Below are 15,301 nucleotides of genomic sequence, written 5' to 3'. Positions count from 1 at the left end.
AGCCGGTGGGCGAGAAGGTGCCTCATGCCATCCTGAACTCCTGGCGCCGCTGCCAGGCCACCGGCCTCCACCCCGACAAGCTGGACTTCGCCGACCCCGTCGAACTGGACCTCGACAACGAACTCGTCCGGATGGCCCAGCCGGTGATCGAACACTACCGGCCCGTACTCAGGGACACGAAGGCGGTCCTGCTCCTCCTGGACGAGCAGGCGAGGCTGCTCCTGCGGTGCGAGGGCGACGCGCAACTGGCGCGAGCATACGACCGGGCGAAGGCCATCCCCGGCGTGTGCTACTCCGAAGACCTGCTCGGAACCTCCGCGGGCGGCACCGCGCTGCTGGCCAGACGGCCGGTCCGGGTCGCGGGCAGCGAGCACCACGCCCGGCGCCTGTACCCCTTCACCGCCACCGGCGTCCCGATCCTGGACCCGCTGACCGGCCACGCGCGCGGCGTGCTGACGATCTCCTGTCGCAACGAGAACGAGCATCCGGCGATGGGCCGGCTCGCACGCGAGATCGCCAGGGCCATCGAGCAGCGGTTCCTGGAGCGGAGCACCGCGCGCGAGCGCACCTTGTTCGAGGCGTACCTGCGGACCGGGGACGTCCCCAGTCTCCGGCCGCCTGAGGAGACCGGCCCGCTGCTCCGTGAGCTGACCGGGGCCGATCGCCTCCTGCTGGAGGAGAAGGCCGCCGAGCTGATCGCGTACGGCAAGCGGGCGGCCGTCGAGGTCGTCCTGTCCCACGGCCGCGTGGCCACCCTGCGGTCGCTGCCGAGAACCGAGCCCGTCGGCGTGGTCGGCGTCATGGCCCAGGTCAGGATCAAGGGCGGGCCGTGGCGGGAACTCGCCGACGCCTCCGTCACGCCGGAGCCGGCCCTGCTCGAACGTCCGTCGCGTCCGCTACCGGCGGCGGTGAACACGCCTGCGGAGTCGCCCGGCCACGAGCCGAAGCCGCACACAGGCACCGATCCCTGGCTGTTCCTGTTCGGCGAGCCCGAGGTCGGCAGGATCGCAGCCACGGCGCGTAAGCGGCTGCGGCTGATGTACGAGGCCATGACGGAGATCGGCCAGACCCTGGACGTGGCGCGGACGGCCGAGGAACTCGCCGAGGTGACCCTCCCTGAGTTCGCCGACATGGTCACAGTGGATCTGTACGAGTTCGTGATCTCCGGTCAGGAGCCCTGCCCGGAGAACATGGAACTGCGGCGGACGGCGGTCAAGGGGATGCGGCAGGAGATTCTCTCCGTCGCGGCCGGGGAGCCGGTCCACTACTTCGCCTCCTCCGCCCAGGCCCGGTGCCTGTCCGAGGAGCAGGCGTTGCGGTGGCCGGACCCGCGCGATCCGGGGACCGGGGCGCCGTGGGCGGTGGACCTCGCGCCCGCGGCCGGATTCCCCGCGGGCGTCGCCGTCCCTCTGCTGGCGCACGGCAGGGTGCTGGGAGTGGCGACCTTCCTGCGCGCCGCCCCGTCCGGCTCCTTCGACGACGACGAGCTGTGGCTGGCCGAGGAGCTGGCCTCGCGGACCGCGCTGAGCATGGACAACGCCCGCCGCTTCGCCCGGGAGCACGCCATGGTGCTCGCCCTGCGTCGCAGCATGACGCCCTGGGACGTCCCCGAGAGCAGGGCCGTGGAGGTGGCGCACCGCTGCGTGCCCGCGATGACCGGGGCCAGGGGTGACTGGCACGACGTCATCCCCCTGTCGGGGGCTCGGGTCGCCCTGGTGGTGGGCGACGTCGCCGGCCGCGACCTGCACGCCGCGGGCGCCATGGCGCGCCTGCGCACCACCGTCGGCAACTTCGCCGCGCTCGACATGCCGCCCGAGGACATCCTCGGCTACCTCGACGATCTGGTACGCAGCCTGGACCGCGAGAAGGCAGGCGAAGCCGAGGGCCGGCGTACGGACCGGACCCACGGCCGCGTGGCGGGCTCGGGCGCCGACGCCACCGGCACGACCTGCGCGTACGCCGTCTACGACCCCACCTCCCAGCGCTGCGCCATCGCCTCGGCCGGACATCCGGCGCCCGCGGTCGTCCGGCCGGACGGCAGCGTGGAGTTCCTGGACCTGCCGGTGGGGTCGCCGCTCGGACGCGGAGGCGCGGTGTTCGAGACGGCCGAGGTGGACCTCCCCGAGGGCAGCAGCCTCGTGCTCTACACCAGGGGGCTGATCGGCGAGAGCGACGGCAGGAAACGGCGCCTGCGCCAGGCCCTGGCCGGCCCCGGCCGTACGGCGGAGCAGACCTGCGCCGCGGTGCTGGACGCCGTGCCGCCGGCCCACCTGTCGGATGAGTTCACCCTGCTGGTGGCCCGGACCAGCGCCACCCCGGCCGACCACGTCGCCTGCTGGGATGTGTCGCCGGATCCGGCGATGGTCGCCCAGGTGCGCGCCGAGGTCGACCGGCTGCTGGCCGCCTGGGGCATGGAGGAGCTCGGCTTCAGCACCGAACTGGTCTTCAGCGAGCTGGTGACCAACGCCATCCGGTACGGCAAAGAGCCCATCAAGGCGCGGCTGCTGCTGGACAACAGCCTGATCTGCGAGGTCTCCGACGCCGGCGAGACCTCCCCGCGCCCCCGCCGCGCCGCCGACACCGACGAGGGCGGGCGCGGGCTGTACCTGGTCGCGCAGCTCGCCGAGCGCTGGGGCACCCGCTACACCCGCCGCGGCAAGGTCATCTGGGCTGAGCTGTCCCTCACCGACCGCGATCGGCTCATCGGGTCATGAGCCTGCGGTCCACGGCCGGCGTCTTACCCGGATGCGGCACGGTCCTGCCGGCGCTCCTCCAAGGCTCCCCATGACCGCGTCCTCATGTACACGCCTATGGGTCGCGAAGGCCCGTGACGTCGAGATAGCGCAGGTACGTGCGCAGCACCTCCGGGGCGAGGTCGAGCTCCTTCCGCGGGGCCGTCACCTTGTACGGCACGTACCGCAGCAGGAAGAACCTGATGCGCGCACCGTCCCAGTAAGCCGGCCGGCCGTCACGGCTCTCGTGCCGCGCGTCGACGGCGGCGGAGAACTCTTCAGGCTCGAACCAGGTACGCACGGTCCGAGCCTCCCATCCTTACCGGGTCACCGTCTCGCCTGTCAGACGGGAGTCTCCGGCGGCCCAGGCGATGAGACGGGTGCAGGCCCTCTCGCGACCGGCGTGACTTCACCGGCTGCTCGGCTTGACCAGGCCGGAGTCGTAGGACAGGACGACCGCTTGGGCGCGGCTGGCGAGCCCCAGCTTGGCCATGAGCCGGTTGAGGTGCGTTTTGACCGTGCCCTCGCTGACCGACAGCCGCTTGGCGATCTCCTTGTTGGACAGCGCGCAGCCGACGAGGCGCAGCACCTCGGTCTCCCGGGCGGTCAGGCGGCCGAGCTCCGGGGAAGGGACGGCCGCCGGCAGGTCGACGAAGGCTTCGATCAGCCGGCGGGTGGCGCTGGGCGCGAGCAGGATGTCGCCGGAGGCGACCGTGTGGATCGCGGCGATGAGGCGCTCGGGCGGCGTGTCCTTGAGCAGGAAGCCGCCCGCGCCCAGCCGCAGCGCGTTGTAGACGTACTCGTCCAGGTCGAAGGTCGTCAGGATGAGGACCTTGGGCGCCGGCGGCTCGGCGGCGGCCAGGATCTGTTCGGTGGCGTTGAGGCCGTCCATCCCCGGCATGCGGATGTCCATGAGAACGACGTCGGGTTTGAGTGTGGCGGCGAGCCGTACCGCTTCCTCACCGTCTTCGGCCTCGCCCACCACGGTCAGTCCCGCCGCGCGCAGGAGTGCCGCCAGGCCCGCGCGGATGAGCACCTGATCGTCGACCACCAACACACTGATCATGGACCTGTTTCGCTCGACCTCGCCGGGTGGGAGCAGCGGAAGACCGCCAGCACCTCGAAGCCGCCTTGCGGCAACGGGCCCGCCTTGAGGGTGCCCTGATAGAGCCTGACACGCTCAGTCATGCCGATCAAGCCGTTGCCGTCCGGTCCCGGATCCGGCCGCGCGGAGGCGACGCCGGGGCCGTCATCGGTGACGCGGACGGTGAGCGTCGACCGGCCGTACGTGATCGTCACCTTCACCCGGGCGGGCCCGGCATGCTTGAGCACGTTGGTCAGCGACTCCTGGACGACCCGGTAGGCGCACACCTCCAGGCCGGGCGGCAGCGGCCGTACCTCTCCTTCGACGGTCGTCTCGACGGACAGGCCCGCCGCCCGGATCCGCTCCGCGATGCTGTCGATGTCCTTGAGGCCGGGCGCGGCGGCATAGAGCTTCTCGTCCTCGTCGTTCGCCTCGATGCGCAGGATCGACAGCAGCCGCCGCATCTCGTTGAGTGCCTCATGGCTGGTGTTTTCGATGACTTTCAGTGTGGCAAGCGCCGTCGGAGGATGGGACAGCGCGACGAAGCGGCCGAGACCGGCCTGTACGGAGATCACGGACATGTGATGGGCCACGACATCGTGCAGTTCGCGGGCGATCCGCAGGCGCTCCTGGGTGACGGCGCGGTCGGCGGCCGCGTCCTGCTCCCTGCGGAGCTGCGTGGCGAGGTCGGCGAGCTGCCTGGCGCGTTGGGACAGCAGCCGCACGCTGACGCCCGCGCCCAGCGTGCAGGCCGCCAGGAGGAGCGACTGCACGAGCGCCGACGGCAGGGTGACGGTGGGCTGGAGCGCCGATCCGTGGGTCCACGCGGAGACCATCAGCACGGCGCCTGTCAGGTCGGCTTTCCAGGAGCGGTGGACGGCGACCGTGTAGAGCGCGACCATCATGCCGATGGTGTTGAGGCCCGCGTGGTAGCCCTGCAGGTGGTAGACGAGCGACGCGACCGTGACGATCACCAGGACGGTCAGCGGCTTGCGCCTGCGCAGCGCGAGCGGCGCGTTCGCGAGCAAGGTCAGCGTCATCGCCTGCAGGTCGCCGGGGCGTCCCATGTCGGGTCCGTAGAGGTCCCACAGCCACGTGAGGACGACCATGGCGGAAGCCAGGGCGCTGTCGAGGAGCAGGGGGTTGAGCGAGGACAGCCGCTGGATGGCCGGGGCGGCGCTGAGGGGCATCCGTCACGCTAACTCCGAACCCGGCCGGGGCACATCAATCCCGGGGTATACCCCGGGAGTTGCAGCCGATCGCCTCGGGAACGGCCTCCTCGTCCGAAGGGCGCTCTCCACGAGGGCACCCGCTGGTACAGCCGGGCGCCCTGTCGATTTCCGCTGTGACTTCCGCGATAGACGGGTCAACCCAAGGTGAAGGCGGACAGAGCGCGAAGTGTACGGACGATTCCAACCGCGGGTTGACGCCGCGGCGCGGGTCTCTTCCTAGGCTTCGGGGTGTCGCTCTGTTGCGTTGATCGACAGCCGTTTCACGCGCTCCGCGGCGTCTTCTCATGCGGAAACCGACCGACAACGTCACTGGAAACAGAAAGGCAGGGCACGCATGCGTCTCGCGAACATCTCCCTCGCTGTCGTCATCACCGCCTCCGGCTCGGCCCTGGTGACGGCCGCCCCGGCCGTCGCGGCCCCGGCCGCGCACAGTGAGGTCTCGACCCAGGCGAGCTCGGCGGCGATGGCCCGCTGGCGCACCCAACGGCACGAGGCGCTGGGCCCGAGCAAGGGGTACTTCTCGACCTCGGCCTGGCAGCGGCCCTCGGGCGTCCGCGTGATGCAGGTCAAGGCCCGCTGCTGGGGCAACGACTCGCAGTTGAAGGTCAACCTGTGGTTCCTGCGCCGCTGGGGCGGCGGTGAGAAGGTCGCCAAGTCCGGCAAGTGGCGCTGCAACGGCAAGTACGGCATCGTCCGCATCCACAACGCGGGGCACTCGAAGTACTGGGCGACCTTCTCCCTCAGCAAGAAGCACACCGTCGAGTACTGGGTGCAGTACTACAAGTGATCCACGGCAATGGTGGCTCCGGGTCCCCGCCACACCATCATGGGCGGGGACGCCACCGGCAGGAGTCGCACACGCCGCGCCCGGCAGCCCGGGCGGCGAGAACACAGGCGACAGTGACCGAGAAGCCGCCGTGCCGGCGATTTCCCCGCTGTGATGGGCACGCGTCAGCGGACATCCGAATTGACCCTTCCTGAACAGCGAAAATGCTTACGAGAGGCATCTTTCCCGATACAAAAACGATCTTTACTTTTCTTTGTGATCATGTGACGATCGGGTCGTTTGCGTACTTTCGTTCGAAAGGATGCGAGTGACCACCAACCAACCAGCGTCCGGCTTATCCACCCGGACGCGCCGCCGCGCTGCCCTGATCGCGGCCTTGGCGCTGCCGCTCTCACTCATGAGTGCGCCTGCCATCGCCCAGGGCCCCACGCCATCCCCCACCCCGGCCTCCGCGTCGACACCGCCCGACACCTCACCAGAACTCAAGGCCGCCTGGGACAAGGCCGCCACATCCGGCAAGCCCGTCGAGGTGCCCTCCCGATTCACCGAGACCATGAAGGTCTGGGCGAATCCTGACGGCAAGAACATGCGGGCCGAGCTGTACACCCGGCCCGTACAGCTGAAGAACCCGGCCAGCGGCGCCTGGGAGCCCGTCGACACCCGCATCGTCACCCGCGACGGCAAGCTCCAGGCCGCCCGCGTCAAGACCCCGCTGACCTTCGGCGCACGCGGCGCCAAGCAGTTGGTGTCCGCCGACGGCGAGAAGGGCAAAACCGGCCTGAAAGTGACCCGGACGCTACCGGAGCCCAAAGTCTCCGGCAGCACGGTCACCTACCCCGACGCCGTCGCGCCGGGGACGGACCTGGTGGTGCGGGCCCAGGCCGACGGGTTCATCTCCCAGGTGGTCTTCCGGCAGCGGCCGACCGGCCCGGTGACCGTACGGCTGCCGCTCACCCTGCCCGAAGGCACCACGTTCGGTAAGACCCCTGACGGGCGGCCCCAGCTCAAGAACGCCAAGGGCAAGGCCGCGGCGGCGCCGATCGTGCTGACCGCCATGGACGCCAAGGTGGAGACCTCCCCCGAAGAGGGCAAGAGCTCTCCGGTCGACGCCCGCGTGCAGATCTCCGGCAGCACGTCGGAGCTGGTGTTCACCCCGGACGAGAAGTTCCTGGCCGATCCGGCGGTGACCTACCCGGTGACGATCGCCGCCGCCGACGACTGGTTCGGCGGCGGAGAACCCACTGACGCCTGGGTCAGCAAGAACAACCCCGGCAGCAACAACGCCGCGGCCGGCTGGCTGCGCGCCGGCACCACCCAGACCAGCGCCGACGTCGCCCGCGTGTACCTGAAGTTCGACACCGACGACCCTGTGCTCGAGGGCGCCACCGTGCTGGATGCGGACCTGTGGGTGTGGAACTACAAGTCCGGCGGCCCCAACGGCCAGCTGTGCGGCGACCCGATGAGCGGGTCGGGCATCGGTGCCGCCCTCATCACCTCCACGTGGGAAACCTCCACCTTGAACTGGTCCCGGCAACCCACGCTCGCCGGCGTGGCGGGCGAGAGCGGGAACAAGGCCGGCTACAACTACGAGGCCGACCCCGCCAGCTGGTGCGCCAAGGAGGAAAAGCTGGTCCACCGGGTCACCGGCATGGCCCGCGGCTGGATCGAACAAGGCGTGGACAACCACGGGATGGTGCTGCGAGCGGTCACCGAGAGCCCGGCCATCAACTGGCGGCAGTACTACGCCAGCGAACACAACGGCGACCCCTACCCGGGCTACCGCCACCCGCCCACCCTCATGATCCAGTACACCCCGGCGCCCGCGACCTACGTGGTGGTGCCCCGCAGTTATGACGGCCCGACCCCGCCCGAGCCCGACTGGGAGTCGGACAAGGCGTACATGGACGCCGGCAACGTCTACCACGACGAGTTGCCTCCCGCGAGGGCCCTGACCCCCGAAGAGGCGATGGCGGAGGCGAAGGCGGAGGGCAGATCCGCCAAGACGCGTTTCCTGGACGCCTACTATCCGGATGATCTCACCGACCAGGAGCTCGTGGACGGCATGGTCTTCGAGGAGGACCCTCCTCCGGACGAGGTGCCGCCTGACCCCAACCCTCTGCCGGAGGAGGACACCACACCTCCGGTGGTCTCGGGCACCACTCCCCCCGACGGGCAGACCGGCGTTCCGATCGGCGGTGCGATCAAGGCGGTCTTCGACGAGCCGGTGACGGACGCCCAGATCACGGTCAAGGACGCGCAGGGTGCCGACGTGGCAGGAAGCACGGCCATGAACGCCACGGACACCACACTGACCTTCACCCCGGGCGCGGCCCTCACACCCGCCACCGTCTACACCGCCGAAGTCAGCGGAGCCAAGGACTATCCCGGGAACGCGATGGCCGGGACGCACTCGTGGTCGTTCACGACGGGCGGCCCCGACGCCGAGGCGCCGGCCGTGACCGTGACCGACCCCGGCAGGGACGCCACCGGCGTGCCGACGAGCACCGCGGTGAAGGTGACGTTCAGTGAGACGGTGTCCGCTGCGCAGGTCACGCTCAAGAACCCGTCGGGCGAGGACGTGCAGGGCACCCTGGCGGGCGGGGACGCCGTGTGGACCTTCACCCCGGCCTCCCCGCTGGCTGCCCAGACGGTCTACCGTGCCGAGGTCATGGGCGCCAGGGACACTTCCGGCAACACCATGACCCCGTACACCTGGTCGTTCACCACGGCGGCGGACACGCCGCAGCCGACCCCGGGTCTGGTGGCGGCCTACGGCATGAACGAGGGCTCCGGCACGAGCGTGGCCGACTCCTCCGGGCAGAACAACACCGGGGCCGCCACCGCCGCCTCGTGGCAGAACGGCAAGTACGGCAAGGCCCTGTCGTTCAACGGCTCCTCCAGCTGGGTCACCGTCCAGGATGCCGCGTCGCTGCGGCTGACGACCGGGATGACTCTGTCGGCCTGGGTCAACCCGGCCTCGGTGGCTAACTGGAGCAGCGTGGTGGGCAAGGAGCTGAGCGACGACGGGGGCGTCTCGTACCTCCTGTACGCCGCCAACGGCGGTTCGGTTCCGTCTGGTTGGGTGCAGCCCGAGCCCTCTGCCTCCGTGTCCGTTGCCGGCACCTCCCCGTTGCCGGTCAACGCCTGGAGCCATCTGGCCGTCACCTACGACGGCACGTACCTGCGGTTGTTCGTCAACGGTCAGCAGGTCGCCGAGACCGAGTTCGGCGAGAGCCTCCACGACGACGGCAGCCCGCTGCGCATCGGCGGCAACGACCCGTGGAAGGAGTACTTCCGAGGTCTGATCGACGAGGTGCGCGTCTACAACCGCGCCCAGAGCGCCGCCGAGATCCAGACCGACATGAACACCCCTGTTGGCCGGCCGCAGCCGCCCGACACCCAGGCCCCGACCGCACCCGGCTCGCTCACCGCGACCGGCGGCCCCCGCTCGGCGTCGCTGACCTGGACGGCCGCGACCGACAACGTGGGCGTGACGGGATACACGATCCACCGCTCCACGACGCCCGGCTTCACCCCGTCGGACGCCAACCGGGTCGGCTCCGTCCAGAGCACCTCGTTCCTGGACGCCGGGCTCGCCGCGGGCACGTACTACTACCAGGTGCGCGCCGTCGACGCCGCCGGCAACACCGGGCCCGCCTCGGCCGAGGCGTCGGCCACGGCGACCGAGCCGCCCGTGAACCAGGGCCTGGTGGCCGCGTACGGCATGGACGAGGGTTCGGGCACGACCGTGGGTGACGCCTCCGGGCGCAACAACACCGGCGTGGCCACCGACACCACCTGGACGACGGGCAGGCATGGCAGGGCTCTGTCGTTCAACGGCACGTCCAGCTGGGTCACCGTCCCGCACAGCTCCGCCTTGCGCCTGACCAGCGCCTTGACGCTCTCGGCGTGGGTACGGCCTTCGACGGCGGACGACCAGTGGCACACCGTACTCATGAAGGAGACCGACCAAGGCGGGTCCTACGGCCTGTACTCCTCCATCGGCGAAGGTCCGGCCGCCTGGCTGGAGACCGCCGACGACCAAGGCGGAGTCGCCTACTACGAACCGCTGCCGGCCAATCAGTGGAGCCATCTGGCGGTCACCTACGACGGCAGCGACGCGACCCTGTACGTCAACGGCGCCCAGGTCGAGCAGACACCGTTCACCGGCGCGCTCTTCGACGACGGCGGAGCACTACGGATCGGCGGGAACGGCGTCTGGGAGGAGTACTTCAGCGGCCGGATCGACGAGGTGCGCATCTACAACCGCGCCCAGACCGCGGCCCAGATCCAGACCGACATGAACGCTCCCATCGGCGCCGGGGCGAGCGGGACGGCGCAAAGGCTGAGCACGGCTACCACCGATCCCGCCAGGATCACGAAACTGACGGTCGACGACAGCCGCACCGACAAGGGCGCCACCGCCACCTCCCGCCTGACCGCCTGGCTGCCCGCCGGGCGCGACGGCGAGGCGAAAGTGGACGTGGAGATCGCCGGCAAGCCCACCAAGTCCGTCAAGGCGAACAAAGTGACTACGGACAAGCAACTCATCTGGTCCGGCCAGGCCACCGCGGACGCCGGAGACTCCCGGGTGACGCTGCCGGTTCCCAAGGATCGGCTGCGGGCCGGGCAGGAGGTGAGGTGGCGAGCCCGCCTGACGGGGCCCGGGAGCACAGGGTCCTGGACCGGCTGGCACGACCTGACGGCCGGCACCGCCGGAACGGCGACCACGACCGCCGCCGATCCCACACCGGCCACCATCAAGCGAGTCCTGCCGAGCGGAGCGGCCACCTCCACGCCCACCGCGACCTACCAGCAGTGCCACAATGCGACAACGACCGGCAACGCGCCGTACGCGATCTCGCCGAGTCGTTTCGCGCACTGTCGTTATTCGGGCTGGGTGATCCACGTCTGGAAGTCCTTCCTCGGCTTCCCGGACTACGCCGGAAAGATCGAAGGGCATCAACTCACCTACCTTCAGGGGACAATAGACAAGCGCGAATTCACGGTCCGCAAGCACATCTACATCGACAAGGTCGAGGGCGAACCGCCTGCCGGACTCCGTTTCGCCAATCGGATCGGCTCCAACAGCCAAGGTTGCGTAGCCGGCGCGGCGGCCGGAATGACCGGCAGTCACACGGTGGCCCAGTGGAAGCAGGCCGCCGCGACCCAGTGGCACATCACCCAGACCTTCACCTCGGGTCCGGGCACGGGGTACCACCTCAAGAGTGACTGCACGATCAACTATTCCGTGATCCCGAAGCACCCGCAGGACGGTACGGAGAGCAGCACCCCGGTCCATGCCGAGGGTACGTTCCGCTGCGACAAGTCGCCGCAGGTCAAGTACCACAACAAGCGGGGAGGCGGTTGCGTTCACCTGGCGGCGGTCCCTTCGTTCACGATGACCAGGAACGACGCCAATCCCCGGGGCACGACCTTCCCCAATATGTACGATCACATCAAGACGGCTTTCACCCCCGGCGCGAAGACCTACCCCGAGCCGGGCGGCAAGTCCTATCCCGACCTGACTCAGGCGAAGAACATCCCCGGCGGAAGCTGGCGGAGCCCTCTCACCCGTCACGGATACGAGCCCACCAGAGTGGGCCTTCGTACCACCGCCGGCCGCGTCTGCGAGAAGGAGGTCAAGAAGGAGGAGGGTAAGGACTGTGACGAGTTCCCGTTCGCCTCGACCCTTGAAGGCGCCACACGCGCCAATCCGCCGCACAACTTCTCGGTCCGCCGGATCGGCGAAACAGAGAACCAGGACCACGGGCTCGTCCTGAAAGCGTGGTATTCCAACAACCGCATGCTGAACTTCGACCAGTTCTGGATCGACATTCAGTAGCGGACCCCCATAGCCGTCCGGGTTGCCCACGGGCAGCCCGGACGGCTCCACGTCAGACAAGGACCTCTTGGACGGCCATGACCGAGATCATCACCGAACTGCTCGACCAGCAAGAGATCTTGAAGTATCTCACCGGAATCGCGGATGTGGAGGAGGAGTCGGATATATACGACATCGACCCTGAAGGCTGGATCAGCGCGGGCGAGAACGCGATCGCGATCAACGAGCGGGAAAGCCCACGATGCCTGATCAAGTACGAGCTCTGGGACGGGGAGCCACCGCCACTCGACTCCTGGGACCGTAGCTGGTCCGGAAACGTACGCCTCGCGTCTGGAAGAGTGTTCGCCCTGAGCGACTATGACGGTGACACGACCTACGGCGAAGAATTCGATCTGGGCCGACGGGATACGCTCTGGCGGGTGAGCATCCATCGCAAGGCGCTGGCCCACGAGGACTTCACTCCCGACCTCGTCGGCGTCACCCTGCTGAAGGCCCGATTCTGGCCTGCGGACTGAGCCTGTATGGACGAGATCGCGAAGACCCGGTCCGGGGCCTGATCCGCGGCCACGCCCACGACGGCGTCGTCGCCTACAAGGGCATCCCGTACGCCGCCGCGCCCGACGGCGTACGGCGGTTCCTGCCGCCGCGGCCTCCCGCGCCATGGAACGGGGTGCGGGAGGCCGGCGCCTTCGGCAGCGCGCCGGCGGTCAGTGGAGTTACGGCGCCTCGTCGATGGCGCAGTACGACGGGGGCGTCCTGGCTCGGTCCGGCGTGGTCGTGGTCACCCTCAACTACCGCACCGGTTTCGAGGGATTCGGCCATCTGCCGGGTGTTCCCGACAATCGGGGCCTGCTGGACCAGCTCGCCGCGCTCGCCTGGGTTCAGGAGAACATCGCCGCCTTCGGCGGGGACCCGGGCAACGTCACCGTGTTCGGCCAGTCCGCCGGCGCGGCCTCCGCCGCCTTGCTCGCCGCGACTCCGAGGGCCGCCGGCCTGTTCCGGCGGTGCGTCCTGCAGAGTCTGCCCGCCGGCTACCTGACCGTGGCCGAGGCCCGGCAGGTCACCGAGCGGCTCGCGGCGGCCACCGGTGCCGCCCCCTCCAGGGACGCTCTGGCCGCGCTGCCCCCGCAGGCGCTGCTGGACGTACCGGATGACCGGCTGACGGGTGGGCGGCCCGGCACCGCGTTCGCTCCCGTCGTCGACGGCGACCTCGTCACCGCGCCGCCCTGGCAGGCCCTGCGCGACGGGAGGGCCGGTCACCTCGATCTCCTCTGCGGGTTCACCCACGACGAATACTCCGGAACGATCCCCGCCGGAGTCGATCCGGAGCCGGTCGCCGCCCGGTTCGGGCTCGATGCCGAGGCCGCCCGCACCTATCGCGTCGCCTACGCGGACGACGCCGTGGGCGCGCTCATGTCCGACGCCCTGGTCCGCATGCCCACCACCTGGACGGCCGAGGCCCACGCCGGGGCGGGGGGTCGTACTTGGTTGTACGACTTCGCCTGGCGAGGACCGGCCGGCGCGACCCACGGCATCGACGTCCCCTTCGTCTTCGGCCTCCCCGAGACCCGCTACGCCGCCCGCTTCCTCGGCAGCCCGCCTCCGGCCGGCTTCGCCGCCCTGCCCGAGCGGATCCGTACCGCCTGGACCTTGTTCGCGGCCACGGGCGATCCGGGCTGGCCCCGCTACGAGCCTGGGCTCAGCCGCGTGGCGCGTACATGATCACCAGGACGCCGGCCAGGCAGAGCAGCGCTCCGATGACGTCCCAGCGATCGGGCCGGAATCCGTCGACGACCATGCCCCAGGCCAGGGATCCGGCGACGAAGACGCCCCCGTAGGCGGCCAGGATGCGGCCGAAGTTCGCGTCCGGCTGCAGCGTGGCGACGAACCCGTACAGGCCCAGCGCGATGACGCCCGCGCCGATCCACAGCATGCCGCGCTGCTCGCGTACGCCCTGCCACACCAGCCAGGCGCCGCCGATCTCGGCGAGTGCGGCCAGGACGAACAGCACCAGCGAGCGAACGATCGTCATGACAGGTAGTACAGCGGATCCCGGCGCGGGGGCGCATGCCGGGTCTCTCCGATGGGGGAGGGTTTCAGCACCCGCAGCCGTTCCCGCCGCAACCGCAACCTCCGCGGGCGGTGCGGCGGCGGCCCGCCACCCTTACCGGAGGCGCTGAGGGATACCGTGACCGGCGCGGGTCTGGGTTCGTGGTGTGCGCTCACGTGATCAGCTCTCCTCGTGGGTACGATCTTCGGCCAGGTCGGCGAAGGGCAGCGGGCAGTCGGGGCAGGAGCAGTGGGTCAGGCTGTCGCAGCCGGCGTTGACCACCTGGGTCAGTGCGGTACGGATGGTGGTCAGGTCGGTGATCCTCGCCTCCACCTCGGCGATCTTCTCCTGGGCGCGGACCCGCAGGTCCGGGGTCGGATGGCCGCGCCGGCCGGTGTCGATCAGCTCGGCCACCTCCTCCAGGGTGAACCCGAGTCGCTGGGCGGCCTTGATCACGGTGAGCAGGGTGACGGTCTCGGGCGGGTAGGCGCGGTGTCCGCCCGAGCTGCGCCGTGGTTCGGCGATCAGCCCGCGGCGTTCGTAGTAGCGCAGGGTCTGGAGGTTGACGCCGGCCTGCTCGGCCACCTGCCCACTGCGCAGGTAAGGCCCCTCGATGTCCTGCCTCACGGCGAGGCGACCGCGCCGGCGCGGGCCTGCAGCGCGTCGAGCACGTCGACGTGCTCGGGCGGCACCGTCACTTCGAGCGTCAGGCTGCCGTCGGCGACGGTGAGGGTGAAGGTGAAGAACGAGCAGCAGCCGTTCTCCCGCGCCGCCAGCTCGGCGGCCCTGGCGGCGTGGTCCGGGCTGAAGACGAGCTCCAGACGCAGCCGTGCGCGATCCGGCCGTGCCACGGCTCGCACCGCATCGGCGAACAGGGTGTCGAACTCGGCCACCCGCAACGGCCGCTCGGCGGTGGGCAGCGTGCATACCGAGGGCGCCCAACCCAGGTCAAGGGCGATGTCCTGTGTCATGTCTCGACGGTAATCCTGTACCTGGGTACCGGATGCAAGCCCTCCGGCCCGGCTTTTCCCACCGGGCCGGAGATTCGCGTCGGCGTGGCGCCGGCCCCCGGCTTCGCCCGTCAGTCTCCGGCGGCGCTGAGCGTCCGCAAGATGTCGACCAGTGTCGCCATCTGCTGGGGGGTGAGCGGCTCGAACAGCTCTTCGGCCGCCCGTTCATAGCCGGCCGTCCAGTCCTGAGCCAGGGCGGCCCCCTGTGCCGTCACCCGAAGGAGCACGGACCGGCGGTCGTCCGCGCTGGTCTGGCGTTCGAGCAGCCCGTCGCGGACGAGCGCGTCGACCAGGGTGGAGGCGGTCCCCTGGGCGATGCCGACGGCCAGAGCGAGCTCGGTGAGACGAACGGGCTGCGAACGTGCCACCTCCACCACCAGGCGGGACCTCGGCGTCGACACCCCGTGCTCGCCCAGCCGCTCGTTGAAGTGCCGGACGAGAACCTTCGCCGTACGACTGAACTCGTCGGCGACCTGCGCCGGGGTCACGCTCTTCCTCGCGTGTGGCATCGCCCACCTCCTACTTGACGCACCCATCGTACGGGAGGTTACATAGACGTAG

Annotated in this window: 12 protein-coding genes and 1 pseudogene; 6 read left to right on the top strand and 7 right to left on the bottom strand. The window is 70.0% G+C overall.

Annotation, left to right across the window (positions count from 1 at the left end; translation table 11 throughout):
* Positions 1-5 precede the first annotated feature (5 nt).
* Entirely contained in the window at positions 6-2,714 is a 2,709-nt protein-coding gene (locus tag IEY87_RS31470) for a SpoIIE family protein phosphatase (RefSeq protein WP_225277820.1), read from the top strand.
* Between the two features lie 94 nt (positions 2,715-2,808).
* Here the strand turns inward: IEY87_RS31470 and IEY87_RS31465 are convergent, their stop codons facing one another.
* From IEY87_RS31465 to IEY87_RS31455, 3 genes are all read right to left on the bottom strand, one after another.
* Positions 2,809-3,033 (bottom strand): hypothetical protein, encoded by a 225-nt coding sequence (locus IEY87_RS31465; RefSeq protein WP_189142447.1) that lies wholly within the window; start codon positions 3,031-3,033, stop codon positions 2,809-2,811.
* 108 nt (positions 3,034-3,141) lie between these two features.
* On the bottom strand, positions 3,142-3,798 hold the full coding sequence (locus IEY87_RS31460; RefSeq protein ID WP_189142446.1) for a response regulator: 657 nt from the start codon (positions 3,796-3,798) through the stop codon (positions 3,142-3,144).
* Positions 3,795-5,006, bottom strand: coding sequence for a sensor histidine kinase (locus IEY87_RS31455; protein WP_189142445.1), 1,212 nt, complete (start codon positions 5,004-5,006; stop codon positions 3,795-3,797). The genes IEY87_RS31460 and IEY87_RS31455 overlap by 4 nt, the downstream gene beginning before the upstream one ends.
* A 376-nt stretch (positions 5,007-5,382) precedes the next feature.
* On the opposite strand from IEY87_RS31455, the gene IEY87_RS31450 reads away from it, so the two are divergent.
* From IEY87_RS31450 to IEY87_RS47255, 5 genes and pseudogenes are all read left to right on the top strand, one after another.
* The gene (locus IEY87_RS31450; RefSeq protein WP_189142444.1) at positions 5,383-5,835 is read left to right on the top strand and encodes a hypothetical protein; all 453 of its coding nucleotides are present in this window, start codon (positions 5,383-5,385) and stop codon (positions 5,833-5,835) included.
* Between the two features lie 397 nt (positions 5,836-6,232).
* Positions 6,233-11,680, top strand: a complete 5,448-nt coding sequence (locus IEY87_RS31445; protein ID WP_189142443.1) for a LamG-like jellyroll fold domain-containing protein — start codon at positions 6,233-6,235, stop codon at positions 11,678-11,680.
* A gap of 77 nt (positions 11,681-11,757) precedes the next feature.
* Entirely contained in the window at positions 11,758-12,195 is a 438-nt protein-coding gene (locus IEY87_RS31440; protein ID WP_189142442.1) for a hypothetical protein, read from the top strand.
* Positions 12,093-12,943, top strand: a pseudogene (locus tag IEY87_RS47260) (carboxylesterase family protein); the annotation flags it as partial. The gene IEY87_RS31440 and the pseudogene IEY87_RS47260, both read left to right, overlap by 103 nt.
* 150 nt (positions 12,944-13,093) lie before the next feature.
* Positions 13,094-13,402: a carboxylesterase family protein gene (locus tag IEY87_RS47255; RefSeq protein ID WP_372462273.1), complete on the top strand. Its 309-nt coding sequence runs from the start codon at positions 13,094-13,096 to the stop codon at positions 13,400-13,402.
* Here IEY87_RS47255 and IEY87_RS31430 read toward each other — a convergent pair.
* The 4 genes from IEY87_RS31430 to IEY87_RS31415 all read right to left on the bottom strand — a co-directional run bounded on the left by IEY87_RS31430 (position 13,380) and on the right by IEY87_RS31415 (position 15,249).
* A complete protein-coding gene (locus tag IEY87_RS31430) occupies positions 13,380-13,712 on the bottom strand; it encodes a YnfA family protein (RefSeq protein WP_189142441.1) in 333 nt (110 codons plus the stop codon). The genes IEY87_RS47255 and IEY87_RS31430 overlap by 23 nt on opposite strands.
* A 198-nt stretch (positions 13,713-13,910) precedes the next feature.
* Positions 13,911-14,357: a MerR family transcriptional regulator gene (locus tag IEY87_RS31425; RefSeq protein ID WP_189142440.1), complete on the bottom strand. Its 447-nt coding sequence runs from the start codon at positions 14,355-14,357 to the stop codon at positions 13,911-13,913.
* Positions 14,354-14,701: a hypothetical protein gene (locus tag IEY87_RS31420; protein WP_189142439.1), complete on the bottom strand. Its 348-nt coding sequence runs from the start codon at positions 14,699-14,701 to the stop codon at positions 14,354-14,356. The genes IEY87_RS31425 and IEY87_RS31420 overlap by 4 nt, the downstream gene beginning before the upstream one ends.
* A gap of 110 nt (positions 14,702-14,811) precedes the next feature.
* Positions 14,812-15,249, bottom strand: a complete 438-nt coding sequence (locus IEY87_RS31415; protein WP_189142438.1) for a MarR family winged helix-turn-helix transcriptional regulator — start codon at positions 15,247-15,249, stop codon at positions 14,812-14,814.
* Positions 15,250-15,301 lie beyond the last annotated feature (52 nt).

Source organism: Nonomuraea glycinis (genome assembly GCF_014646515.1).
Taxonomy (GTDB): domain Bacteria; phylum Actinomycetota; class Actinomycetes; order Streptosporangiales; family Streptosporangiaceae; genus Nonomuraea; species Nonomuraea glycinis.
Note: the sequence above shows the minus strand (reverse complement) of the source record. Positions and strands in the feature narration are given on the sequence as shown.

What these genes read in the sequence shown, in the direction of transcription:
- IEY87_RS31460 (WP_189142446.1), bottom strand. Translation starts at nt 3,798, where the DNA reads ATGATCAGTGTGTTGGTGGTCGACGATCAGGTGCTCATCCGCGCGGGC.
- IEY87_RS31455 (WP_189142445.1), bottom strand. Translation starts at nt 5,006, where the DNA reads ATGCCCCTCAGCGCCGCCCCGGCCATCCAGCGGCTGTCCTCGCTCAAC.
- IEY87_RS31450 (WP_189142444.1), top strand. Translation starts at nt 5,383, where the DNA reads ATGCGTCTCGCGAACATCTCCCTCGCTGTCGTCATCACCGCCTCCGGC.
- IEY87_RS31445 (WP_189142443.1), top strand. Translation starts at nt 6,233, where the DNA reads ATGAGTGCGCCTGCCATCGCCCAGGGCCCCACGCCATCCCCCACCCCG.
- IEY87_RS31440 (WP_189142442.1), top strand. Translation starts at nt 11,758, where the DNA reads ATGACCGAGATCATCACCGAACTGCTCGACCAGCAAGAGATCTTGAAG.
- IEY87_RS47255 (WP_372462273.1), top strand. Translation starts at nt 13,094, where the DNA reads ATGTCCGACGCCCTGGTCCGCATGCCCACCACCTGGACGGCCGAGGCC.
- IEY87_RS31430 (WP_189142441.1), bottom strand. Translation starts at nt 13,712, where the DNA reads ATGACGATCGTTCGCTCGCTGGTGCTGTTCGTCCTGGCCGCACTCGCC.
- IEY87_RS31420 (WP_189142439.1), bottom strand. Translation starts at nt 14,701, where the DNA reads ATGACACAGGACATCGCCCTTGACCTGGGTTGGGCGCCCTCGGTATGC.
- IEY87_RS31415 (WP_189142438.1), bottom strand. Translation starts at nt 15,249, where the DNA reads ATGCCACACGCGAGGAAGAGCGTGACCCCGGCGCAGGTCGCCGACGAG.